The organism is Pantoea sp. SM3 (assembly GCF_000963995.1).
Taxonomy (GTDB): domain Bacteria; phylum Pseudomonadota; class Gammaproteobacteria; order Enterobacterales; family Enterobacteriaceae; genus Pantoea; species Pantoea rwandensis_B.
This window is the reverse complement of sequence record NZ_JZRD01000002.1, coordinates 114,385-136,799: the sequence shown is the minus strand read 5'-3', so window position 1 is coordinate 136,799 and position 22,415 is coordinate 114,385. Positions and strand designations below refer to the sequence as shown.

At 54.8% G+C, this 22,415-nt stretch carries 22 protein-coding genes; 5 read left to right on the top strand and 17 right to left on the bottom strand.

Annotated elements, in window-relative coordinates; all coding sequences use genetic code 11:
- Positions 1 to 30 precede the first annotated feature (30 nt).
- The 6 genes from pgpA to nrdR all read right to left on the bottom strand — a co-directional run bounded on the left by pgpA (position 31) and on the right by nrdR (position 4,094).
- On the bottom strand, positions 31 to 519 hold the full coding sequence (pgpA, locus tag VI01_RS01665; RefSeq protein ID WP_038648594.1) for a phosphatidylglycerophosphatase A: 489 nt from the start codon (positions 517 to 519) through the stop codon (positions 31 to 33).
- A complete protein-coding gene (gene thiL, locus VI01_RS01660) occupies positions 509 to 1,486 on the bottom strand; it encodes a thiamine-phosphate kinase (protein ID WP_045813776.1) in 978 nt (325 codons plus the stop codon). Before thiL ends, pgpA begins: the two co-directional genes overlap by 11 nt.
- Before the next feature lie 47 nt (positions 1,487 to 1,533).
- Positions 1,534 to 1,953 carry a transcription antitermination factor NusB gene (nusB, locus tag VI01_RS01655; protein WP_045813775.1) on the bottom strand — a complete coding sequence of 140 codons (420 nt, stop codon included), beginning with the start codon at positions 1,951 to 1,953 and terminating at the stop codon, positions 1,534 to 1,536.
- Positions 1,954 to 1,973: 20 nt separating this feature from the next.
- Positions 1,974 to 2,444, bottom strand: a complete 471-nt coding sequence (gene ribE / locus VI01_RS01650) for a 6,7-dimethyl-8-ribityllumazine synthase (RefSeq protein WP_038648599.1) — start codon at positions 2,442 to 2,444, stop codon at positions 1,974 to 1,976.
- A 93-nt stretch (positions 2,445 to 2,537) separates the two neighbouring features.
- A complete protein-coding gene (gene ribD / locus VI01_RS01645; RefSeq protein ID WP_045813774.1) occupies positions 2,538 to 3,641 on the bottom strand; it encodes a bifunctional diaminohydroxyphosphoribosylaminopyrimidine deaminase/5-amino-6-(5-phosphoribosylamino)uracil reductase RibD in 1,104 nt (367 codons plus the stop codon).
- 3 nt (positions 3,642 to 3,644) lie between these two features.
- On the bottom strand, positions 3,645 to 4,094 hold the full coding sequence (nrdR, locus tag VI01_RS01640; protein WP_034831027.1) for a transcriptional regulator NrdR: 450 nt from the start codon (positions 4,092 to 4,094) through the stop codon (positions 3,645 to 3,647).
- A 172-nt stretch (positions 4,095 to 4,266) separates the two neighbouring features.
- Between nrdR and lysM the strand changes: the two genes are divergently transcribed.
- Both lysM and VI01_RS01630 read left to right on the top strand, forming a co-directional pair.
- Positions 4,267 to 4,704 carry a peptidoglycan-binding protein LysM gene (lysM, locus tag VI01_RS01635; RefSeq protein ID WP_038648604.1) on the top strand — a complete coding sequence of 146 codons (438 nt, stop codon included), beginning with the start codon at positions 4,267 to 4,269 and terminating at the stop codon, positions 4,702 to 4,704.
- Positions 4,705 to 4,719: 15 nt separating this feature from the next.
- A complete protein-coding gene (locus VI01_RS01630) occupies positions 4,720 to 5,283 on the top strand; it encodes a DUF3251 domain-containing protein (RefSeq protein WP_045813773.1) in 564 nt (187 codons plus the stop codon).
- A gap of 59 nt (positions 5,284 to 5,342) precedes the next feature.
- On the opposite strand, the gene secF is transcribed toward VI01_RS01630, so the two are convergent.
- From secF to queA, 5 genes are read right to left on the bottom strand one after another with little or no spacing between them, the layout of a single operon-like run.
- Positions 5,343 to 6,311 (bottom strand): protein translocase subunit SecF, encoded by a 969-nt coding sequence (gene secF / locus VI01_RS01625; protein WP_038648607.1) that lies wholly within the window; start codon positions 6,309 to 6,311, stop codon positions 5,343 to 5,345.
- Between the two features lie 10 nt (positions 6,312 to 6,321).
- Positions 6,322 to 8,169, bottom strand: coding sequence for a protein translocase subunit SecD (gene secD, locus VI01_RS01620; RefSeq protein WP_075564064.1), 1,848 nt, complete (start codon positions 8,167 to 8,169; stop codon positions 6,322 to 6,324).
- Between the two features lie 25 nt (positions 8,170 to 8,194).
- Positions 8,195 to 8,527: a preprotein translocase subunit YajC gene (gene yajC, locus VI01_RS01615; protein WP_034831018.1), complete on the bottom strand. Its 333-nt coding sequence runs from the start codon at positions 8,525 to 8,527 to the stop codon at positions 8,195 to 8,197.
- Positions 8,528 to 8,552: 25 nt separating this feature from the next.
- A complete protein-coding gene (tgt, locus tag VI01_RS01610; protein WP_038648613.1) occupies positions 8,553 to 9,677 on the bottom strand; it encodes a tRNA guanosine(34) transglycosylase Tgt in 1,125 nt (374 codons plus the stop codon).
- A gap of 38 nt (positions 9,678 to 9,715) precedes the next feature.
- The gene (gene queA, locus VI01_RS01605) at positions 9,716 to 10,786 is read right to left on the bottom strand and encodes a tRNA preQ1(34) S-adenosylmethionine ribosyltransferase-isomerase QueA (RefSeq protein ID WP_045813771.1); all 1,071 of its coding nucleotides are present in this window, start codon (positions 10,784 to 10,786) and stop codon (positions 9,716 to 9,718) included.
- A 230-nt stretch (positions 10,787 to 11,016) separates the two neighbouring features.
- Between queA and VI01_RS01600 the strand changes: the two genes are divergently transcribed.
- The 3 genes from VI01_RS01600 to VI01_RS01590 all read left to right on the top strand — a co-directional run bounded on the left by VI01_RS01600 (position 11,017) and on the right by VI01_RS01590 (position 14,807).
- Positions 11,017 to 11,598, top strand: coding sequence for an ACP phosphodiesterase (locus tag VI01_RS01600; RefSeq protein ID WP_045813770.1), 582 nt, complete (start codon positions 11,017 to 11,019; stop codon positions 11,596 to 11,598).
- A 164-nt stretch (positions 11,599 to 11,762) separates the two neighbouring features.
- A complete protein-coding gene (locus VI01_RS01595) occupies positions 11,763 to 12,572 on the top strand; it encodes an inositol monophosphatase (RefSeq protein WP_045813769.1) in 810 nt (269 codons plus the stop codon).
- A gap of 282 nt (positions 12,573 to 12,854) precedes the next feature.
- On the top strand, positions 12,855 to 14,807 hold the full coding sequence (locus VI01_RS01590; RefSeq protein WP_045813768.1) for an acyltransferase family protein: 1,953 nt from the start codon (positions 12,855 to 12,857) through the stop codon (positions 14,805 to 14,807).
- A gap of 136 nt (positions 14,808 to 14,943) precedes the next feature.
- Here VI01_RS01590 and proY read toward each other — a convergent pair whose 3' ends face one another.
- From proY to phoB, 6 genes are all read right to left on the bottom strand, one after another.
- Positions 14,944 to 16,299, bottom strand: coding sequence for a proline-specific permease ProY (gene proY, locus VI01_RS01585; protein WP_038648624.1), 1,356 nt, complete (start codon positions 16,297 to 16,299; stop codon positions 14,944 to 14,946).
- Positions 16,300 to 16,366: 67 nt separating this feature from the next.
- A complete protein-coding gene (gene brnQ, locus VI01_RS01580) occupies positions 16,367 to 17,686 on the bottom strand; it encodes a branched-chain amino acid transporter carrier protein BrnQ (RefSeq protein WP_045813767.1) in 1,320 nt (439 codons plus the stop codon).
- Between the two features lie 402 nt (positions 17,687 to 18,088).
- A complete protein-coding gene (locus VI01_RS01575) occupies positions 18,089 to 19,192 on the bottom strand; it encodes a cobalamin-independent methionine synthase II family protein (RefSeq protein ID WP_045813766.1) in 1,104 nt (367 codons plus the stop codon).
- A 173-nt stretch (positions 19,193 to 19,365) separates the two neighbouring features.
- On the bottom strand, positions 19,366 to 20,286 hold the full coding sequence (locus VI01_RS01570) for a PstS family phosphate ABC transporter substrate-binding protein (protein ID WP_045813765.1): 921 nt from the start codon (positions 20,284 to 20,286) through the stop codon (positions 19,366 to 19,368).
- Positions 20,287 to 20,378: 92 nt separating this feature from the next.
- The gene (gene phoR / locus VI01_RS01565) at positions 20,379 to 21,689 is read right to left on the bottom strand and encodes a phosphate regulon sensor histidine kinase PhoR (RefSeq protein WP_045813764.1); all 1,311 of its coding nucleotides are present in this window, start codon (positions 21,687 to 21,689) and stop codon (positions 20,379 to 20,381) included.
- 15 nt (positions 21,690 to 21,704) lie between these two features.
- A complete protein-coding gene (gene phoB, locus VI01_RS01560; RefSeq protein WP_034830536.1) occupies positions 21,705 to 22,394 on the bottom strand; it encodes a phosphate response regulator transcription factor PhoB in 690 nt (229 codons plus the stop codon).
- Positions 22,395 to 22,415: the final 21 nt, after the last annotated feature.

Below are 22,415 nucleotides of genomic sequence, written 5' to 3'. Positions count from 1 at the left end.
TTGGGAGCGCATTGATGCGCACCTGCCGAATTAAAGCACCAGCCCCAATCCATACAAAATCACGGCGGAAATCACGCCCGCGATAATGTCATCGACCATAATGCCCATGCCGCCATGCACGTTCTGATCAAACCAGCGAATCGGCCAGGGTTTCCACATATCAAAGATGCGGAAGATGACAAACCCGGCCAGCACCCATTGCCAGCTCATCGCCGGAATCGCCATCAGCGTAATCCACATGCCGATAAACTCATCCCAAACAATGCTGCCGTGATCGTGCACCCCCATGTCTTTGGCGGTGCGATGGCAGAGATAAACGCCCACGCTAATGCCAATCAGCACCAGCAAAGAGTAAATCTGCAACGGCAGAAAGGTCATCAACCACCAAAAGGGAATCGCAGCAATCGAACCGGCGGTGCCTGGCATGATCGGGCTCAGGCCACTGCCAAAACCGGTTGCCAACAGATGCCAGGGATTGCTCAGGCGCAGGCGGCTTTTCGCTACATCTTTACTTCGCATTAAAGTGATCAAATCCTTTGTGATTAAAACGACGTGGCTTGCCATTTTCCAGCAGCGTCAACCCATCGGCTTCAGGCGCAATCTGCCCGATGCAGGTGTAAGACACGCCGAGATGAGCCAGCGCCACGTCCAGCGCACCACGATTCACTTCCGGCACGGTAAAGCACAGCTCATAATCTTCGCCGCCGCTTAATGCCCAGGTCAGCACCTGTTCCGGCTCAAAATGATCGCGCAAGGCTGCGGACAGCGGTAACGCTTCCAGATTGAGGCGCGCACCGACGCGGCTCGCCGTGAGAATATGGCCAAGATCGGCAATCAAACCATCGGAGATATCGATCGCCGATGTTGCCAGATTGCGCAGCGCCTGGCCCTGCAATACACGTGGCATCGGGCGCAGATGGCGCTTGATCAACACTTCATGGACAGCCGGATCGTTCAGGCGATGACGATGTTGTAGCAGCGACAGGCCAGCCGCGCTGTCACCCAGCGTACCGGTGACAAAGATCCAGTCACCTGGTTTGGCCCCCGAACGCTTCAATGCGCGTCCAGTCGGCACCAGACCGTGAATACCCAACGTCAGGCTCAGTGGTCCGCGCGTGGTATCACCACCAATCAGCTGCATATCGTAATAATCCAGCAGCTCAAATAAGCTATCGCTGAATGCGGCCAGCCAGCTTTCATTCACTTCAGGCAAGGTAATCGCCAGCGTCAACCACGCCGGATCGGCACCCATTGCCGCCAAATCACTGAGATTCACGGCCAGCGCTTTGTAACCCAGATCGGCAGGATGGATATCTCGCAGGAAGTGCACGCCCGCCACCAACGTATCGGTGCTAATGGCCAGCGTCTGTTTTTCGGGCACGTTCAGTAACGCACAGTCGTCACCAATTCCCTTCTCCACATCGCGGCGGGAGCTGGTAACGCGGTTAAAATAACGTGCGATCAGTTCGAATTCACCACAGGACATAAGTCAGGTCTCAATGAGAAAAAGGCCGGTAAACCGGCCTTTCGCATTTATTTTTTGTTGGGTCGAATTTGTGGGGCTGCTTTATCCAGCACGCCGTTGACAAACTTGTGGCTGTCTTCGGCGCCAAACACTTTGGCCAGTTCGATGCCTTCGTTGATGGCCACTTTATAAGGCACATCAGAACGTTTGCTCAGCTCATACAGCGAAAGACGCAGAATGACTTTCTCAACCTGGCCCAGCTCTTCCAGCTGACGTGACAGGTAAGGCTTCATCAGACCGTCCAGGTACGCGCTGTTAGTCGCCACACCGGCCAGCAATTCGCGGAAATAGCTAATATCGACGTCTTTGACGTCTTGTTCCGCCAGAAACTGGTATTCCACATCGGCAATGTCGTTGTTCGACAGCTGCCAGGAGTAAAGCGCCTGGACAGCGCACTCACGGGCGCGACGACGAGCAGCAGGTTTCACAAAATTCCCCTTCCAAAAAATCAGGCTTTGATGGCTTTCAATACGTTAATCATTTCGAGTGCAGTCAGGGCCGCTTCGGCGCCTTTATTACCTGCTTTGGTGCCGGCGCGTTCAATCGCCTGCTCGATGTTTTCGGTGGTTAACACGCCGAAAGTCACCGGAATTTCGCTGGTCATCGCCACGTTGGCAATGCCAGAGCTGGCTTCACCTGCCACATATTCGAAGTGGGCGGTGCCGCCACGGATCACGGTTCCCAGTGCCACGATTGCGTCGTGCTTACCGGCTTTTGCCAGTGCGCGCGCTGCCAGAGGCAGTTCGTAAGCGCCTGGAACCCAGACCACAGTGATGTTTTCTGCTTTAACCTGGCCAATACGCTTCAGCGCATCGACCGCGCCATCCAGCAGGCTGTCATTAATGAAGTTGTTAAAACGCGCAATGACGATGGCAATGTTAGCATCAGGCGCGGCAACAGGAGCTTCGATAACTTTCATACATATCCTTTGGGTGTTTGATTTATGGCCCCGCAGAAGGGGGCGGATTCTATCATACTCTTCGACAACGCGCTCAGGCTTTTCAGTCGGTGCTTAAGCGGGCGTCAGGGTCAGTCGCAGGTCTGCGCCAACCTTGCGTACGTCACTAAACTTCAGCGCTGGCGCATCGGACAATTGTTCCAGCCCAGGCAGTTCACACAGGCCGCGCGCCGCATTGCCCAGCAGCTTTGGCGCCACGTAGACAATCAGCTCATCGACCAGTCCAGCCTGTAACAGCGCCCCCGCCAGACTGGCACCAGCTTCGACCCACACCGTGTTAATCTGACGCTGGCCGAGCAACATCATCATCGCCACCAGATCCAGTTGTTCTCCGCGCAACGGCACCGCAATCTGGCTGACACTTTCCGGCCAGGCGTGCTGATCGGCTTCAGTACGCATCAGCCAGGTTTCGCCAGGTTGTGCGATCAGACGGTGTTGCGGCGTGACGCGCTGCTGACTGTCGATCACTACCCGCACCGGTTGGCGCAGCGTGGCTTCATCGAGTTGCTGACGCACATCCGCGTTAAGCTCATTCCAGCGTACGGTCAGTGAGGGATCATCCGCCAGCACAGTGGCACTGGAGGTAAGAATAGCCGAACTCTGGGCACGTAATTGTTGCACATCGCGCCTTGCCGCCGCCGAGGTTATCCACTGACTTTCGCCACTGGCCATCGCGGTGCGCCCATCAAGGGATGCGCCGAGTTTGAGCTGAATCCACGGGAAGCCGGTACGCATACGTTTCAGAAAACCACGATTCAATGCTTCCGCTTCGCTCATCATTAAACCGTGGCTGACTTCAATGCCGGCCTGCTGCAAGCGATACAATCCACGCCCCGCCACTTGCGGGTTTGGGTCCTGCATTGCCGCTACCACGCGGCTAACACCCGCGGCAATCAACGCGTCGCAGCACGGCGGGGTTCGACCATGATGGCTGCAGGGCTCCAGCGTGACGAAGGCCGTCGCGCCTTTGGCTTTTGCTCCGGCCATGCGCAGCGCGTGCACTTCAGCATGCGGCTCACCGGCGCGGTGATGCCAGCCTTCGCCGACAATCTCGCCGTCGCGCACAATCACGCAGCCAACGTTAGGATTTGGTGTGGTGGTAAAACGTCCGCGACGCGCCAGTTCCAGCGCGCGCGCCATATAGCGTTCGTCAGTCATGGCTTAGTCCTGTAAGCGGGCGATCTCTTCGCCAAAATCACGGATATCTTCGAAGCTGCGATACACCGAAGCAAAGCGGATGTAGGCAACTTTATCGAGCTTCTTCAGCTCTTCCATCACCAGATTGCCCACCAGCTTGCTGGGAATTTCGCGCTCGCCGGTCGCACGCAGTTGCGTTTTGATGTGATTCACTGCGTTATCGACGGCGTCCGCGCTCACCGGGCGTTTCTCCAGCGCCTTCATCATGCCGCTGGCAAGCTTATCTTCGTTAAAGGGTTCACGCACATCGTTGCTTTTCACCACGCGCGGCATGACTAATTCAGCCACTTCAAAGGTGGTAAAACGCTCATGACACACCAGACACTGGCGGCGGCGACGCACCGAAGAACCTTCACTGACCAGACGTGAGTCGATGACTTTGGTGTCCACAGCGGAGCAGAAGGGGCAATGCATGACGTTTCCTGTCGCGAGATAAATAGGCCACACAGTGTAGCGCGATCTCGGGAGCAACTGAATACACGAGACCGAATCACCGCCCGGCTCACAGACGCAGTACGCGCTCCGCTGTAAACCTTAAAAGCCACTAAGCTTAAACAGCCAATCCGGCATATTTGCAGGAGGTCACATGGGTCTGTTCAATTTCGTGAAAGAAGCAGGTGAAAAGCTATGGGATGCCGTCACCGGCGCTGACGATCCCAGCAAAAAATTACAGGATCACATTAACCAGCTCGGCTTACCTGATAGCGACAAAGTTAAAGTCGATGTGCAAGGCGATACCGTTACTGTGAGCGGTGATGGCATCTCGCAGGAGTTGAAAGAGAAAATCCTGGTTGCCGCCGGTAACGTGGCAGGGATTACCAAGGTTGATGACAAGGTCACCGTATCCGACAGTGCGCCAGAAGCGGATTTCTATACGGTGAAAAAAGGCGACACCCTAAGCGCGATTTCCAAACAGGTTTACGGGAATCCTAATGAATACAACAAGATTTTCGCAGCAAACAAGCCAATGCTGACGCATCCTGATAAGATCTACCCAGGCCAGGTATTACGTATTCCGAAATAACAGAAAGGACAATGCATGACGATCAGGACGTTTTGGGCGCCCGCCGCACTTTCGCTGCTGCTGCTCAGTGGTTGTAGTTCAACGCCGACTTCACCGCAGGTCAAAGAGTTACATCAGGAAGTCAGCCAGCTTAACCAGCAGATGCGCAAACTCACCAATCAGGCAACGGCGCTGGAGATTCAGGGGCAACTTAATGGGCAGTCAACCCAGGGGGCATGGTTGCTACCGCAAGCCAATACGCCCGTCGAGTTACAGACGCAGGTGGGCAAATTGCACCTGTCACTGTCTCGCGTCGAGGGGGAAGCCAGTGGTAGTCGCGCCAACCTGAATATCCGTTCCACCGATGACCAGCCGATCCCCGCGCTGAGCGCCACCGTGGTGTGGGGTGAGCTGGATCCCGCCAGTGGCAAACCGCTGAATGCGGAGAGTCTGAGCCAGACCATTCAGGTTGAGGCGAGTCTGATGCCACGCAGTTCGGTGGCGGTGCCGCTGCGCCTGAGCGGACTGACGCCGGAGCAACTCGGCTATGTGCGCGTGCATGATGTGCAGAGTGCAACTGCCACCAAAACGGCGCCCTGATCAGCAGGCATAAAAAAACGGGCTGCCCTCGGGCAGCCCGTTTCATTTCATCGGCAGAATTAAGGCAGGATCGAAGGCTGATCTGCGCCCTCTTTCTCGACTTTCTGCACCAGCATGTGTTCACGCTTCATACCCAGTTTCAGCGCCAGAGCAGAAGAAACATAGATAGATGAAACGGTACCGATGGTGACACCGATCAGCATGGTCAGCGAGAAGCCTTTCAGCAGCGCGCCACCAAAGATGAAGAGAATCAAAATCATCGCCAACGTGGTCAGCGAGGTGATCAAGGTACGGCTCAACGTCTGGGTCAGCGACACGTTAGTAATATCGTAGGAAGAGCCGCGACGAATTTTGCGGAAGTTCTCACGAATACGGTCGGAAACCACGATTTTATCGTTAAGCGAGTAACCAATCACCGACATCAGCGACGCGACAATGGTCAGGTCGATCTCGATGTGCGACAACGCCAGAATGCCACAGGTGATAATCACGTCGTGCGCCAGTGCCAGCACGGTGCCCAGCGCCAGGCGCCACTCAAAGCGGAAGCCGATATAGATCAGAATCGCAATCAGTGCCGACAGCAGCGCCATCGCACCGGCTTGCGCCAGATCGCTACCCACGCTTGGGCCGACGAACTCAATGCGCTTCACGGTCGCGTTTTGCTGTGTCGTCTCATTGATGGAGGTCACGACTTTGTTGCCCAGTTCCTGACCTGCTGCACCAGTGGCTGGTGGCATACGCACCATTACGTCACGGCTGCTGCCAAAGTTCTGCACCAACGGCTCCTGGAAGCCTGCTTTCACCAAACCTTCACGCAGTGCGTCCAGATCGGCCGGTTTTTCCAGGTTAATCTCAATCACCGTCCCGCCGGTAAAGTCGAGGCCCCAGTTGAAGCCACGCACGCCGATAATGGCAATAGACGCCACAATCAGTAAACCAGAGATGATGAAAGCCAGCGTATCCCAGCGCATAAAGTCAACGACCTTACGCCCGTGGTTTAGCTGCTCAATACTATATTCCTGTGCCACAACGCACTCCTCAGATGGACAGCTTGTTGATGCGTTTGCCGCCGTAAACCAGGTTAACGATGGCACGGGTGCCGACGATAGCGGTGAACATTGAGGTCGCGATACCAATAGCAGTGGTAATCGCAAAGCCTTTAATGGAGCCGGTACCGACCGCATAAAGAATGATAACTTTGATCAGCGTGGTGACGTTGGCATCGACGATACTGGAGAAGGCGCCTTTGTAGCCCTCATGAATCGCCTGCTGTACCGAGCGTCCGTTACGCAGTTCTTCTTTAATACGTTCGTTAATCAACACGTTGGCATCGACAGCAACCGCCAGCGTCAACACGATACCGGCAATGCCCGGCATGGTGAGGGTCGCCCCCGGCAGCAGTGACATGATGCCGACAATCAGCACCAGGTTGCACAGCAGCGCGCTGGTCGCAATCAAACCAAACTTCTTGTAGAACACCACCATAAAGATGATGGAGGCGATCAGACCCCACAAGCAGGCTTCGAGACCCTGAGTGATGTTCTGCTGACCCATGGTTGGACCAATGGTACGCTCTTCCACAATCTGAATTGGCGCGATCAACGCACCGGCACGCAGCAGCAGCGACAGCTGACGGGCTTCGTTCGGGTTGTTGATACCGGTGATACGGAAGCTGTTACCGAGGCGCGACTGAATGTTCGCCACGTTAATCACTTGCTCCTGTTTCACCAGGATAGCACGACCGTTCGCGTCTTTCTTACCGCTGTCCTTATACTCCACAAACAGGGTCGCCATCGCTTTACCGATGTTGTCCTTCGTGAAGTTCGACATCATGTTACCGCCCGCGCCATCCAGTGAAATATTCACCTGCGGCTGGTTGTACTCGTCCATGCTGGACGTCGAATCGGTAATATGGTCACCGGTCAGAATCACACGCTTGTACAGCACCACTGGCTGGCCTTCACGCGTCTCTTTCACTTCCGAATCACCCGGCACACGGCCACTCGCCGCGGCAGTTGGATCAACGGTGGTGTTCACCAGACGGAATTCCAGGGTCGCAGTAGCACCCAGAATCTCTTTGGCACGCGCCGTGTCCTGAATACCCGGCAGCTCCACCACGATGCGGTCAGAACCCTGACGCTGCACCAGTGGCTCGGCAACGCCAAGCTGGTTCACACGGTTACGCAGGATATTGATGTTCTGCTGAACCGCATACTCACGGGCTTCGCTCAGACGCGCATCGGTCATCACCGCACGCAGCGTATCGCTGCCGACGCTGGAGATCACCAGATCGCGATGACGCGGTGACAGGTAGCTGATCGCCGCATCACGGCTGGCGCCGTCGCGGAAACGCACTTCTACACCGTAGTTAGCGATTTTATTGACGTTGGTATACGGGATGCTTTTGTCGCGCAGGTCACTGCGCAGGCCATCGGCATTCTGCTCTTGCAGCTTGCCCAGAGCGGTATCCATATCCACTTCCATCAGGAAGTGTACGCCGCCACGCAGATCAAGACCGAGTTTCATCGGCTGTGCAGCCAGCATGGTCAGCCAGCGCGGGGTTGCCGGCGCGAGGTTGAGTGCCACAACATAGTTGTCGCCCAACGCGGTAGTGATGGCATCACGCGCGCGCAGCTGCGCATCCTGATTGTCAAAACGGGCCAGAATGGCGCCATTTTCCAGAGCGAGGGATTTGCTCTGGATATTATTTTGTTTTAATAAAGTCTGGACCTGATCCAACGTCTGTTCACTGGCGGCACCACCGCGCGCACCAGTGATCTGAACGGCCGGATCCTCTCCATAAAGGTTAGGAAGCGCATAGAGCAGGCCGACGAGAATCACGACGACCAGCATGATGTACTTCCACAAAGGATAACGGTTTAACACGGCAGTTCCCTTCGGGAAGAAAAAATTACAGCGCCTTCATAGTACCTTTCGGCAGAACGGCGGCCACGAAATCACGTTTTACAACTACTTCAGTGGTGTCGTTCAGGGCGATAGAAACGTAGCCGTTGTCAGCCACTTTGGTCACACGACCTACCAGGCCACCGCTGGTCAACACTTCATCACCTTTAGAGATGGAATCCATCAGCTTCTTGTGATCTTTAGAACGTTTCTGCTGCGGGCGCAGAATCATGAAATAGAAGATCAGACCAAACACCACCAGCATGATCACCAGAGAATAAGGACTTCCCTGAGACGGAGCGCCTGCTGCGGCAACGGCGTCAGAAATGAAAAAGCTCATTAAATTTCCCTCATTGATAGAATTATCAGACGTTTAACGGTGGAACCGCTTTACCCGTCCGTTGGTAGAACTCGCTAACAAAGTGCTCTAATTTACCCTCTTCGATGGCCTTACGTAAACCCGCCATCAGACGCTGGTAATAGCGCAGATTGTGAATCGTATTCAGACGTGCGCCCAGTATTTCGTTACAACGATCAAGATGATACAAGTAGGCGCGGCTATAATTGCGACAGGTGTAACAATCACACTCCGCATCCAGCGTTGCCGTGTCATCTTTATACCTGGCGTTACGGATTTTCACCACGCCATCGGTCACAAACAGGTGACCATTACGCGCATTACGCGTTGGCATGACGCAGTCAAACATATCGATACCGCGGCGAACGCCTTCCACCAGATCTTCTGGCTTGCCGACGCCCATCAAATAACGCGGTTTATCTTGCGGAATTTGCGGACAGACGTGTTCCAGGATACGGTGCATGTCCTCTTTAGGTTCACCCACCGCCAGGCCGCCCACAGCGTACCCATCAAAGCCGATATCTACCAGACCTTTAACCGAGACATCTCGTAAATCTTCGTAAACACCGCCCTGAATAATGCCGAACAGCGCGTTTTTATTCCCGAGTGAATCGAAGCGATCGCGGCTACGCTGTGCCCAACGCAGTGACATCTCCATGGAACGCTTGGCGTAATCCCAGTCGGCTGGATAAGGCGTACATTCGTCGAAAATCATCACCACGTCTGAACCGAGATCGTACTGAATTTCCATCGATTTTTCCGGATCGAGGAAAATCGGGTCGCCGTTGATCGGGTTACGGAAATGCACGCCCGCTTCGGTGATCTTACGGATATCACCGAGGCTGAACACCTGGAAGCCACCGGAGTCAGTGAGGATCGGTCCCTGCCAGTTCATGAAATCGTGCAGATCACCGTGCAGTTTCATGATCTCCTGGCCCGGACGCAGCCACAGGTGGAAGGTGTTACCGAGCAGGATCTGCGCACCGGTGTCTTTCACTTCTTCCGGCGTCATGCCCTTCACGGTGCCGTAGGTGCCCACTGGCATAAATGCTGGAGTTTCCACGACACCGCGATCGAACACCAAACGGCCACGGCGTGCGCGTCCGTCGGTGGTATCTAATTCAAATTTCACATTAACCTCATTAGATAATCAGAGAAACAGTCTGATTATTAAGCTCCAACCACTTCGTCAGGAGCCTGTGGATTACGGGTGATGTACATGGCATCCCCGTAGCTAAAGAAACGGTACTGCTCTGCCACCGCGCTTTGATAAGCCGCCATGGTATTTTTGTAACCGGCAAATGCCGACACCAGCATAATCAGCGTCGATTCCGGCAGATGGAAGTTGGTGATCAGCGCATCAATCACCTGATAGTGATAGCCTGGATAAATGAAGATCTGCGTGTCGTCGAAGAAGGGCGCAATCAGCGCATCCTGAGCCGCCTGCGCCGCGCTCTCCAGAGAACGCACGGAGGTGGTGCCAACCGCGACCACTTTGTTGCCGCGCGCTTTACACGCCAGCACGGCATCCACCACATCCTGCGGCACTTCGGCATACTCAGAGTGCATGATGTGGTCGTTGATGTTCTCGACGCGCACCGGCTGGAAGGTACCTGCGCCAACGTGCAGCGTGACAAACGCCATTTCGATGCCTTTGGCACGCAGCGCGTCCAGCAGCGGTTCATCAAAATGCAAACCGGCGGTCGGTGCGGCTACCGCACCCGGACGCGCGCTGTAAACGGTTTGATAAAGTTCACGGTCTGCTTCTTCATCCGGACGATCAATATACGGCGGCAGCGGCATATGGCCGACGCTGTTCAGGATATCCAGCACTGCGCGATCGTCGGCAAATTCGATCTCAAACAGCGTATCGTGGCGCGCCACCATGGTGGCTTTGACGCTTTCGTCATCGCCCAGCAGCAGCTCTGCACCGGGCTTCGGCGCTTTCGAGGCACGCACATGCGCCAGCACGCGTTTGTCATCCAGCATGCGCTCCACCAGCATCTCGATTTTGCCGCCACTGGCTTTGCGGCCGTAGACACGCGCCGGGATCACGCGGGTATTGTTAAACACCAGCAGGTCGCCCGGATTGAGTTTATCCAGTACGTCGGTAAACACTTCATGGCTTAACGCCCCACTTGGGCCATCCAGCGCCAGCAAGCGGCAACCGCTGCGCTGCGCCTGCGGATAGTGGGCGATCAAAGATTCTGGCAACTCAAAAGCAAAATCGGCTACACGCATGCATCACTTCTTTCAGGACTCAAAAAACAGGCGGCATAGTTTAGCGGAAAAGCGGGAAATTCTGAACAACTGGCTGCATCTCTGTGCTGCTGCCTTTACACAACATCATTCGAGGTACAGAAAGGTGGCAAATGGGAGCAGCACGATGTGCTCACTTTAGTCAGTGATGCAGGTGAGCGAGCGCAGCCAACGCACCTGTAACTTGAAGTATGACGTGTATATAATGCGCCATGAACTTTCTCGCTCACCTCCACCTCGCACAGCTGGCAAACAGCTCCCTGCTGGGCAATCTGATGGCCGACTTCGTGCGCGGCAATGTGCAGTCACAATGGCCGGAACCGGTTGTGGCGGGTATCGCCATGCATCGCCGCGTCGATGTTTTGACCGACAGCCTGCCGGAAGTGCGTGAAGCACGGCAATTTTTCCGGGCCGAAACGCGCCGCGTTGCACCGATTACCCTGGACGTCATCTGGGATCACTTCCTGGCCCTGCATTGGGATAGATTGCATCCCACGCAATCGCTGGTGGACTTCACCGCATCAGCTGAGCGTGAAATTATGCCGCAGTTGCCGGGCACGCCAGAGGGGTTTATCGAGCTGAATGCGGTGATGTGGCGCGAGCGCTGGTTTGAGCACTATGCTGAACCCGCGCGTTTGGCTCGCGTGCTTAATGGTATGGCACATCGCCGCCCGCGCCTGGCAGCACTGCGCGACTCCTATCAGGATTTTGTCGATCATTATCAGCAACTTGAACCGCTGTTCTTCCAGTTCTATCCGCGCCTGATGGACGCTGCGCGCCACCAGCAGCTCTAAACCCGCTTTTTTTCACAATCCCTGCATTTCCGCCTCTTGCCAGCCGCAGTCATCTGCGGCTTAATGAAACCTTTCTTAACTTTTGTTAAGTAGGTCACACCGCCAGGTCGCCTTTTTCGGCGTTTTTTGTCACTTCGTTTGCCAGAAAATGATAAGAGGGAAAGATGTCATCAGCTACGCTAACCGAACTTGACGCGCGTTATCACTTTGCCTGTGATGTCGCTAAAACTGCAGCCAGCCGCGCTTTATCCTGGTATCAGCAGCGTCATCAACTGGTGATTGAGCATAAAAAGGATTTACAGGATGTGGTCAGCGAAGCGGACCGCAACGTGGAAGAACTGGTCAAGCATCTGATTCGCGAGCGCTTTCCTGATGATGCCGTATTGGGTGAAGAGAGCGGCGGCGATACCGCAGGCGCGCGCTTTATCTGGGTGATCGATCCCATTGACGGTACCAGTAACTTCCTGAATGGATTACATAACTGGTGCGTGTCACTGGCGATAGTTTGTGAAAATGAGCCGGTAATTGGCGTGGTCTGCGATCCCAACCATCATGAAACCTTCCACGCCTGCCGTGGTAAAGGCGCATGGGTTAACGAAAAACGTATCCAGGCACACAGCGCACAGCAGCTTAATCAGGGCGTGCTTGGCATTAGCAGTTCCAACAGCCAACCCGTGGAGCCGTTGACGGCGTTTATTGGTGGATTGCTGTCACAGGGTGGCATGTTCATCCGTAATGGTTCCGGCGCATTAATGAGTGCCTGGGCCGCCGCCGGTCGTTTAATTGGTTATTACGAAGCTCACATGAATCCGTGGGACGGGTTACCCGGTATTGTGTTGATGCGTGAGGCCGGCGGCATAACCAATGATTACCTTGGTCACAACGGTCTGCAGCAGGGCAATCCTGTGCTGCTCGCCAATTCCGTTCTCTACCCCCAGCTCAAAGCGCTGTTACCCGCGCATATCAGCCTGTAGCTGATTTACCACATCATAAAAGATAAGCCTGAAGGATAATCCAGGCTTATCTTTTCGCTGTTTATGCTTCAGCCCGGCAAATATAAATCACACCCTATAGTGCGATTATTCTAATTTTCTTCCGCCCTGATATTTAGCGGCTAAAAGCGCGTATTCTGTCAGCGTCAATCATCCCTTGTAATACACATTTTTCTCCTTTGTAACTTTTTTCGGCGACAGGATGCGCCGATTTATTTTTTCTGGAACGCATAACCAACCTTATCCTAACTTCTGGGTTAAATTATGACTGCGAATGCCTCTCACCGCTATCGGGCGGATATTGACGGCCTGCGCGCCGTCGCCATAATTCTGGTGGTGCTTTTTCATTCCGGCGTTACCTCGCTGCAGGGCGGTTTTATTGGTGTCGACCTTTTCTTTGTTATTTCCGGTTTTCTGATCGGCGGTATTATCAGCAAAGAAATATCCGAGGGTCGCTTCTCATTTTATCAATTCTATTTACGCCGCATTCGACGTATCGCCCCCGCGTTATTTTTCATGATGACGATATTGCTACTACTGGGCTTTATCCTGCTCTCACCACTGGAGTTCAGCCAGCTAGCCAAATACAGCCTGTCGGTATTTATCGCCGTACCCAATATGCTGTTACTCAAGAGCGGCGACTATTTCAGTACCGATTCCGATTTAAATCCCCTGCTCATGACCTGGTCATTGGGAATAGAAGAACAGTTCTATATTGTGCTGCCCTTCATTCTGCTTTTGGCCGTACGACTCAAACGTTCGATGCGCTCTGTGGTACTGATACTGAGTGTGATCTCTTTGGTGGCCTGTATCGGGATCACACCGTATGCCACCACCCAGGCCTTTTATCTGTTGCCAACCCGCGCCTGGGAACTCGGTGCCGGTGTGCTGCTGGCGCTGTGGAAACCACAACCGCTCACTGGCCGAGCGGCCAGCCTGCTCAATTTACTGGGCTGGTTGATGATAATCTCCGCCAGCCTGTTGCTCAGTAGCCATAGCCAATTTCCGGGCTGGTTGGCGATCATTCCCGTGCTGGCGGGTTGCCTGATGATCGGTGCGCGCAGCGAGCTTAACCTGTTACTGTTAGAAAATCCGCTGATGCGCTTTATCGGCAAGATCTCTTATTCCTGGTACCTGTGGCATTGGCCGCTGCTGAGCCTGGCGCGCATCTGTAGCGATCATCCCCTTACCGTCTGGCAAGGTCTGATGATCAGCGGCGCAGCGCTGGGTCTGGCCTGGTTTTCGTGGCGCTTTGTCGAGCAGCCCTTCCGCCAGACGCGCACGGGCACGCGTTGGGTGATCCCCGGCTACTGTGCCTCATCCCTTATTGCGGCGGGCGCGATGCTGCTGTTGTGGCAAACCGGGGGCATGAAATCGCGGGTTAGTGAACTCGTCGTCAATGCGGACAGCTGGAAAATTTCGGCGCAGCGTAATCCGTGCTTGCTTGATTATGGGGCAAACCTGCCCTCCGGGCATGAGGAGTGTCATCCAAACACCGATCGCCCCGGTATCGCCTTAATTGGCGACAGTCACGCTGCCGCACTGCGTGCTTCGGTGTCGGGCTATGCACAACGTCAGCATAAACCGCTATATCAACTTACCAAAGCTTCCTGTCCGTTTCTGATTGGTGCCACGCGCGTGGTGAGCCAAATGCCACATCATGCGCAGCAATGCATCACCTTTAATCAGGAAGTACTGAAAATGGTGCTGAGCGACAAGGTGGACGAAGTGGTGATCAGCGCCTATTGGGCATCGGGTATGAGCCTGTTACCCGGTGCTGGCTTCCGCGAAACCGGCCATCCCGAGAAGAGTAACCTGGAGGCGCTGCAAGCGGGTATGGATCGCGTGGTGGCCCAGCTGACTCAGGCGGGAAAAAAGGTCACGGTCATTGAGGATGCCCCCTCAGTGGATGTCGACCCACTCCGCTACAGCAATAACCGTAACATCCCGATTCGTCGCGAACTGAGCGCCTGGCTGAGCAAGTGGGAAGCCCCGCCGCTGCTCTCTGAGCGCACCAGATTGTTCCAGTTCCCGGAAGAGGCCGTGGAGAAATTATTGCAGCGCTATAAGCAACAAGGCGTACGCGTGCTATCACTGCGAGAGAATCTGTGTAATGAACAGGGCTGTTTGATCACCAGCGGAGGATTGCCGCTCTATTATGACGACAATCACCTGAGTCCGGCGGGCGGCGAGATTGCGTTGGGGAGCAATTGGTAGTTGCGCTACGATCTGAAACGTTGAGCACGTTTACCCTGCTCAAAAGCTCAGAGCGGGAATCTCTCCCGCCCTGAAGGATAACCCTCTCACCACGCTTAACGGGCAAGCACTCAGCCCGTTATGCGCATCGGGATAATCAGGCTTTACGTTTCTTCGCCAGCGGCCAGGCCAGCAACAGCAACACAATCCACGCGAAGCCGACATACAGCGACACACGCGTGTCAGGGAAATAACCGATCAAGGCAATGATGAACACCAGGAAAGCCACGCCAACCCAGGCCGTTTTGCTGCCGCCTGGCAAGGCGAATTGCAGTTTACCTGCCTGCTCTTTGCCAATTTTGCGGCGAAACGCAATTTGCGACAGCAGAATCATGATCCAGACCCACACCGTGGCGAAGGTCGCCAATGACGCGATCACCAGGAACACTTTTTCCGGCATCAGGTAGTTGAGATACACCGCGATCAGCATCGCCACCATCATCACCAGCACGGTGACCCAAGGAATCCCGCGATCCGAGACCTTCTGGAACATCTTCGGCGCGTGGCCCTGCTGCGCCATGCCGTGCAGCATACGCCCGACGCCAAACACGTCGCTGTTGATCGCCGAGAGTGACGCCGTCAATACCACAAAGTTAAGAATCGATGCCGCAGCCGCAATGCCCAAATGCTGGAAGGTCAGCACAAAAGGACTGCCGGAGGTGCCGACCTGGTTCCACGGATAGATCGACATGATGACAAACAGCGTACCGACATAGAACACCAGAATGCGCAGCGGAACCGAATTGATGGCGCGTGGGATCGACTTCTCTGGCTCTTCCGCTTCACCGGCGGTAATCCCGATAATCTCAATGCCGCCATAGGCAAACATCACCATCTGCAATGACAGCAGCATGCCCACAATGCCATGAGCGAAGAAGCCACCGTTGGTCCACAGGTTATGGATACCTGTTGGCTGTCCGCCGTTGCCGATGCCCCAGAAAATCATGCCAAAACCGGCGATGATCATGATGATGATGGTGGCAACTTTGAAGAAGGAGAACCAGAACTCCACTTCGCCAAACACCTTCACGCTCATCAGGTTAATCGCACCAATAATCAGCACCACCGACAACACCCAAATCCAGTGCGGCACTTCCGGGAACCACACGCCCATGTAGATACCAAAAGCCGTCACGTCGGCAATCGCCACAATCAGGATTTCAAAACAGTAGGTCCAGCCGGTGATGTAACCCGCTAACGGCCCCAGATAGTCCTGCGCGTAGCGCGAAAACGAGCTGGCCTGCGGGTTATTCACTGACATCTCACCCAATGCACGCATGATGATGTACGCCACCGCACCGCCGATGATGTACGCCAGCAGCACGCTGGGTCCTGCCATTTTGATCGCATCCGCCGAGCCGTAAAACAGCCCGGTACCGATTGCCGATCCCAGCGCCATAAAACGGATGTGGCGCGTGCTCAGTCCGCGTTTGAGCTTGTTGGTTTCTTGCATAACACCAATACCTTGTAAATGAAAAAACCACGGGCAAGCCCGTGGTTGAAATTAACAGCAATGTCGCTTACTGGTGGACAGCGACTTGTTCGCGTCCTTTTGCCCGATCCACCACCGCAGCAATCACCAGCATCACCAATGATGGCGGCAACCAGGAAAGTCCCTGATCGGCCAGCGGCAGATGCTGGCTGAACAGCGGCAGCACATCTTTAAAATGGGTGGTTTTCATGGCATCAACGATGCCAAACAGCAGGCTAACCAGCATGGTTGGCGCGATAATACGCGCGCTCTTATTCCACCATTTCAGGGTGAAGCTCAGCACCACCAGCACGATGCACGGTGGGTAAATCGCCGTCAGCACCGGAATAGAGATCTGAATCAAGTGGCTCAGGCCGAGATTCGACACCACCATCGAGAACAGACCCAGAATAAAGACCAGCGTCTTATACGACAACGGCAGGTATTGCGCAAAGAATTCTGCACAGGCGCAGGTCAGGCCAACCGCCGTGACCATGCAAGCCACGAAGATCAGTGCCGCCAGGAAGAAGCTGCCCATACCGCCAAAGGTCTGCTGCACATACGCATGCAGAATCGCCGCACCATTGGCATTCTGATCGACCAGGCCGGCGCTGCCAGAACCGAGTTTGAACAGGCTCAGATACACCAGCGTCAATCCAACACCGGCAATCACGCCCGCCAGCATGGTGTAACGGGTCAGCAGTTTCGCATCTTCAACGCCGCGAGAACGTGCAGCATTGACAATCACAATACCGAACACCAGCGCACCCAGCGTATCCATTGTCAGGTAGCCGTTGACGAAGCCACTGGAGAACGCCGCACGCTGATAATCAGCCGTGGCAGGTGCAATCCCCCCTGCTGGCCACAGCAGCGCAGCGATACCCAAAATGGTCAACGCCACGATTTTCAGTGGTGCGAGGAAGTGGCCAACAGTGTCCAGCAATTTCCCCGGATACAGAGAGATGCCGATCACCAGCGCAAAGTAAATCAGGCTGTAGATAAACAGCGGCAGTGCACCGTCACCCGTCAGCGGAGCAATCCCCACTTCAAACGAGACGGTAGCCGTGCGCGGCGTCGCAAACAGCGGACCGACCGCCAGATAGCAAACCGTTGCCAGCAACAGACCTGCGGCTTTGCCAATCGGTGAGCTGAGGGCATCAATGCCGCCGCCCACGCGCGCCAGGGCGATAACGGTCATCACCGGCAAGCCAACAGCCGTAATCAGAAAGCCGAAAGCGGCAATCCAGACGTGTTCGCCAGACTGAATCCCCACCATCGGTGGAAAGATAATGTTTCCTGCGCCAACGAACAGGGCAAACGTCATGAAGCCCAGCGCCAGGATATCCTTGGAGGTTAAACGATGTGTCATAAACTTCTGTACTGCCTGTAGCTGATGTTGCGGTGGAAGTTGAGTGCGTGTTGTCCTCTGCATGCGCGAAAACAAAGGCTTACCTGATGAAGTCAGAGCGTTATGCGGGCCTAATCGTTAAAGCGCAGGTGATTTAATCTACTTTTCTTCTGTTCGCAGAGGGATAAATCGACAACGGCGCAAATTAAAACGTTTATAGCGAAGAAAGGCAATACGGGATCGGAAAACCAGAAGGATATAACAAGAAAGTGATACAAAGCAGTGTATCAGCGGGAAATAGCGCGAAAACACCTCAGATGATTTGCTTAAAGTTTCCGCATTGCGGGAGATCTCCTCGCAAAATTTGGCTTTCAGATGCACAAAAGGCGCGATTTACGCGCCTGTTTGCACAAGTTTACAGCATCACCACACTTGATTAGCGATATCCACTACCAGACGAATCTTCTGCCACTGCTGCTCTTCCGTCAGGCTGTTGCCCTCTTCTGTCGAGGCAAAGCCACACTGTGGGCTGAGGCAAATCTGGTTCAGGCTAACAAACTGCGAAGCTTCCTGCAGGCGCGCTTTCACCTGATCCGGATCTTCCAGTTCACCGTTTTTGGTGGTGATCAGACCCAATACCACTTGCTGATGGCCGGGTTTGAGAAAGCGCAGCGGTTCAAAACCACCGGAACGCTCGTTGTCATATTCGAGGAAGTAGGCATCAATATTCACCTGCCCAAACAGAATCTCGGCCACCGGCTCATAGCCGCCTTCGGAAATCCAGGTTGAGCGGAAGTTGCCGCGGCACACGTGCAGACCAATGGTCAGATCAGCCGGTTTATCTTCCAGCGCTTCGTTCAGCACCTCAGCGTAAATACGCGCCAGTTCCTGCGGATCTTCACCACGCTCACGGATCTGCTGCTGCTGATCCGAAGAGCACAGGTAAGCCCAAACGGTGTCATCCAGTTGCAGAAAACGGCAGCCCGCCGCGTAGAAAGCCGCGATCGCATCTTTGTAAGTCTGCGCCAGGTCAGCAAAGTACTCTTTCAGATCGGGATAGACGGTGGCATCGATCACCTTACGCCCACCGCGGAAGTGCAGCACGCTTGGGCTTGGGATGGTCATCTTCGCCACGGCATCGCCCGCAATGCTCTTCAGAAAGCGGAAGTGATCCAGCATCGGGTGATTTGGATTAAAGGCTACTTTGCCTGTGACTTTCACGCCGTGCGCTTTGGTTTGTACGCCGTTGAACTGAATGCCCTGCTCCGCTTCAAATAGCTCAACGCCTTGCAGATCGCCAAAGAAGTCAAAGTGCCACCAGGCGCGCCGGAACTCGCCATCAGTGACCACCTGCAAGCCGTTGGCACGCTGCTGTTCGACCACGTGGCGGATTGCTTCATCTTCTACCTGACGCAGCTGCTCAGCCGTGATCTCGCCATTAGCAAACTGCACGCGCGCTTGCTTGATCGCCGCAGGACGCAGAAAACTGCCGACGGTATCGGCACGGAACGGTTGTTGTTGTGGCATGTTCACTCCTGGCTAAACGCATAATTGCGTCAGGGTATAATTTCATCTGGTTATTTATAGCCATCTGGATGGCTAAATGTTCAGAAAGAGTGACATGCTGAAACAAATTGGGCAATGGAAGAAAATTCAGGTGACGTGAATAAAATTCATGATCGGATGCTCGTTCTTCAAATTTACTCAATGGCGGCGCGCGCCTGGGCCATCTGACTTTCGGAAAGTGGCAAATACCCGGCTTCCGTTACCCGGCGCTGCCCTTCTGGTGATAACACCTGATGTAAGAACGCATTCACCAGCGGTGGCAGCGGTTTGCCCGGCGCTTTATTGACGTAAATATAGAGCGGGCGCGACCACGGATAACGGCCACTGCGAATGGTTTCGGCGTCCGGCATCACGCTATCGCCGCTGGCGGTGACGATCGGCACCATCTTCACGCCACTCAGGTGAAAGCCAAAACTGGCATAACCAATACTGTTAGGCGTCGCCGCAACCGCTTGCACCACCGCCGCCGAGCCGGGAAACTCTGCGACGTCGGAACGGAAATCCCCTTTACACAGCGCCTGCTGTTTGAAGAAGCCCCAGGTACCTGATGCCGAATTACGGCCAAAACGCTGAATACTGCGTCGCGCCCAATCACTCTGGTCGAGGCCAAGATCGCCCCAGTGCTGCGGCACCGAGTGCGCTCCACACAGGCGAGTGACAGAGAAAAGGGCATCGAGTTGCGGTTGATCGATACGCGTTAGCGGGTTGTCCTGATTGACCACCACCACCAGCGCATCCATCGCCACGGGCACCGCCAGCGGGGGATAGCCATAGCGCGCGGTAAACAGTTGGCGTTCATCAATTTGCATTGGGCGGCTCATCGCCCCAAGTTGGGCAGCACCTGCAGCCAGCGCGGTGGGGGCGGTTGAAGATCCAGCCGCCTGTACCTGAACGTTAACGCCCGGTGACTGGCGGCTGAAATCCTCGCCCCATAAGGTCATCAGATAGCCGAGGGTATCGGAACCGACGCTGCTCAAATTGCCGGTGAGCATGGTTTGTTGGCTTTGTGCCAGCGTAGAGCACAGCAGCAACGTGAACAGCAACAGCGATTTCATCAGGTATTCCGCAAATCAGGTCATGAACATTGAACTGCACATTCTGTCGCGCCGCGATTCATCACGCAATCAATTGCGCCACTTGATCGTGCTTAACTGACCTTACTGTGCACGCTCTTCGCCACAATCAAACGTGGCGGCAGCACGAAACTAAAACAAGTTTCCTGATGCGGAATACTGGTGATTTCCAGCCGCGCATTATGGTGGCTCAAGGCATGCTTAACGATCGCCAATCCTAAGCCGCTGCCGCCGGTGGCGCGCGAGCGGGCTTTATCCACCCGATAGAAACGCTCGGTCAGGCGAGGCAAATGCTCCTCGCTGATCCCCGGGCCGTTATCACACACTTTGAACTCCGCCCCTTCTTTGCTGCGCAACCAGCTGATATCCAGTCGCGTTCCGTCCGGCGTGTGATTCACTGCGTTGTAGACCAGATTGGAAATGGCGCTGCGGAGCTGTTCGTCATTGCCGAAGACTTTGAGGTGCGGATCGGTGTGGAAATGAATGCTGTGCCGGCCCTGGCTGAGCGTTTCCGCCTCGCGCTGCAACAGTTGCAGCATGCCCGGAACATCCACAGTCTCTTTGAGATCGATAGCGGGCGCGGCCTCGATACGCGACAAGGTCAGCAACTGTTTCACCAGGCTATCCATGCGACGTGTCTGCTCCTGCATGGTGTGCAACGCCTTACTGCGCGTGCGCTCGTTCATCGTCGCATCGTCCATCATTTCCAGATAGCCCTGCAACACCGTTAACGGCGTACGCAGTTCATGACTGACGTTGGCAAAGAAGTTACGTCGTGCCCCTTCCAACTGGTGCATCTGCGTGACATCGCGCGCCACCATCAACCATTGCCCTTCGCTGTAGGGCATCACACGGAACTCCATATGATGTTGATTGTTCAGCACCAGCGTCAGCGGCTTGTCAAAATCGCGCTGGCGGATATAGCGGGAAAACTCAGGATAGCGCAGCAAGTTGAGGATGTTCTGGCCATTATCTTCCGGCCAGCGTAGCCCAAGATGCTGTTGTGCCAACCCGTTGCACCAGAAAATGGTGCCCTCTTCGGTGGTCAGAATCACTGCATCGGGCAGGGACTCCGCGCCGCTGCGGAAGCGCTTAATCAGGTTACCCAGCTCACGACGACGGCGACGGTTACGCAGTTGCATCTGGTACAAGCCGTAGAACAACGGTTCCCAGCTACCGCGCCCGGCAGGTGGCGTCATAGAACGATCGACCCACAGCCAGTGCGACAGACGCATCAGGTTTCTAAAGTGCCAAAACATCACACCCGCTACTGCAATCAACAGCAGCCAGGGCAGATAACCGAACAACAGACCAAGCACCAGCGCGGGCAAACAGACCAGCGCCAGCTCAGTCAATAATCTCTTCCAGGAGAGTCGTTCCAGCACGGTAAAAGACTCCGTTTAGTAGCGGGCAGAGAAACGATACCCTGTTCCGCGTACGGTTTGAACCATGCGATCGTGGCCAGATACTTCCAGTGCTTTACGTAAACGACGGATATGCACATCAACAGTACGATCTTCAACGTAAACGTTGGTGCCCCATACGTGGTTCAGCAGCTGCTCGCGGCTGTAAACACGCTCCGGGTGCGTCATAAAGAAGTGCAGCAATTTATATTCGGTCGGTCCCATTTCCAGCGGGGTGCTTTCCGACATCACGCGATGCGAGGAAGGATCCAGGCTCAGGCCCTGCATCTCAATCACCTCTTCCACCGCCATCGGTGAAATACGGCGCATCACCGCTTTGATACGTGCCATCAGCTCTTTCGGTGAGAAAGGCTTGGTGATGTAGTCATCGGCGCCGACTTCCAGACCGCGTACACGATCCTCTTCTTCGCCGCGTGCCGTCAGCATCATCACCGGGATGTCGCGCGTCATGGCTTCACGTTTCAAATGTTTAATAAACTGAATACCGCTGCCTCCCGGCAACATCCAGTCCAGCAGAATGAGATCCGGCCAGGGTTCGATCAGCTTACCAATCGCGCTGTCGTAGTCTTCTGCCTCAATAGGCTGGTAATCATTCTGTTCCAGCACGAAACATAACATTTCACGGATGGGAGCTTCGTCTTCCACAACCAAAATGCGCTTAGCCATTATAACTCCTGCTGTTGTGAC

What these genes read in the sequence shown, in the direction of transcription:
- brnQ (WP_045813767.1), bottom strand. Translation starts at nt 17,686, where the DNA reads ATGACACATCGTTTAACCTCCAAGGATATCCTGGCGCTGGGCTTCATG.
- VI01_RS01630 (WP_045813773.1), top strand. Translation starts at nt 4,720, where the DNA reads ATGACGATCAGGACGTTTTGGGCGCCCGCCGCACTTTCGCTGCTGCTG.
- nrdR (WP_034831027.1), bottom strand. Translation starts at nt 4,094, where the DNA reads ATGCATTGCCCCTTCTGCTCCGCTGTGGACACCAAAGTCATCGACTCA.
- lysM (WP_038648604.1), top strand. Translation starts at nt 4,267, where the DNA reads ATGGGTCTGTTCAATTTCGTGAAAGAAGCAGGTGAAAAGCTATGGGAT.
- ribD (WP_045813774.1), bottom strand. Translation starts at nt 3,641, where the DNA reads ATGACTGACGAACGCTATATGGCGCGCGCGCTGGAACTGGCGCGTCGC.
- queA (WP_045813771.1), bottom strand. Translation starts at nt 10,786, where the DNA reads ATGCGTGTAGCCGATTTTGCTTTTGAGTTGCCAGAATCTTTGATCGCC.
- VI01_RS01590 (WP_045813768.1), top strand. Translation starts at nt 12,855, where the DNA reads ATGACTGCGAATGCCTCTCACCGCTATCGGGCGGATATTGACGGCCTG.
- VI01_RS01595 (WP_045813769.1), top strand. Translation starts at nt 11,763, where the DNA reads ATGTCATCAGCTACGCTAACCGAACTTGACGCGCGTTATCACTTTGCC.
- thiL (WP_045813776.1), bottom strand. Translation starts at nt 1,486, where the DNA reads ATGTCCTGTGGTGAATTCGAACTGATCGCACGTTATTTTAACCGCGTT.
- VI01_RS01575 (WP_045813766.1), bottom strand. Translation starts at nt 19,192, where the DNA reads ATGCCACAACAACAACCGTTCCGTGCCGATACCGTCGGCAGTTTTCTG.
- yajC (WP_034831018.1), bottom strand. Translation starts at nt 8,527, where the DNA reads ATGAGCTTTTTCATTTCTGACGCCGTTGCCGCAGCAGGCGCTCCGTCT.
- VI01_RS01600 (WP_045813770.1), top strand. Translation starts at nt 11,017, where the DNA reads ATGAACTTTCTCGCTCACCTCCACCTCGCACAGCTGGCAAACAGCTCC.
- VI01_RS01570 (WP_045813765.1), bottom strand. Translation starts at nt 20,286, where the DNA reads ATGAAATCGCTGTTGCTGTTCACGTTGCTGCTGTGCTCTACGCTGGCA.
- proY (WP_038648624.1), bottom strand. Translation starts at nt 16,299, where the DNA reads ATGCAAGAAACCAACAAGCTCAAACGCGGACTGAGCACGCGCCACATC.
- ribE (WP_038648599.1), bottom strand. Translation starts at nt 2,444, where the DNA reads ATGAAAGTTATCGAAGCTCCTGTTGCCGCGCCTGATGCTAACATTGCC.
- phoB (WP_034830536.1), bottom strand. Translation starts at nt 22,394, where the DNA reads ATGGCTAAGCGCATTTTGGTTGTGGAAGACGAAGCTCCCATCCGTGAA.
- pgpA (WP_038648594.1), bottom strand. Translation starts at nt 519, where the DNA reads ATGCGAAGTAAAGATGTAGCGAAAAGCCGCCTGCGCCTGAGCAATCCC.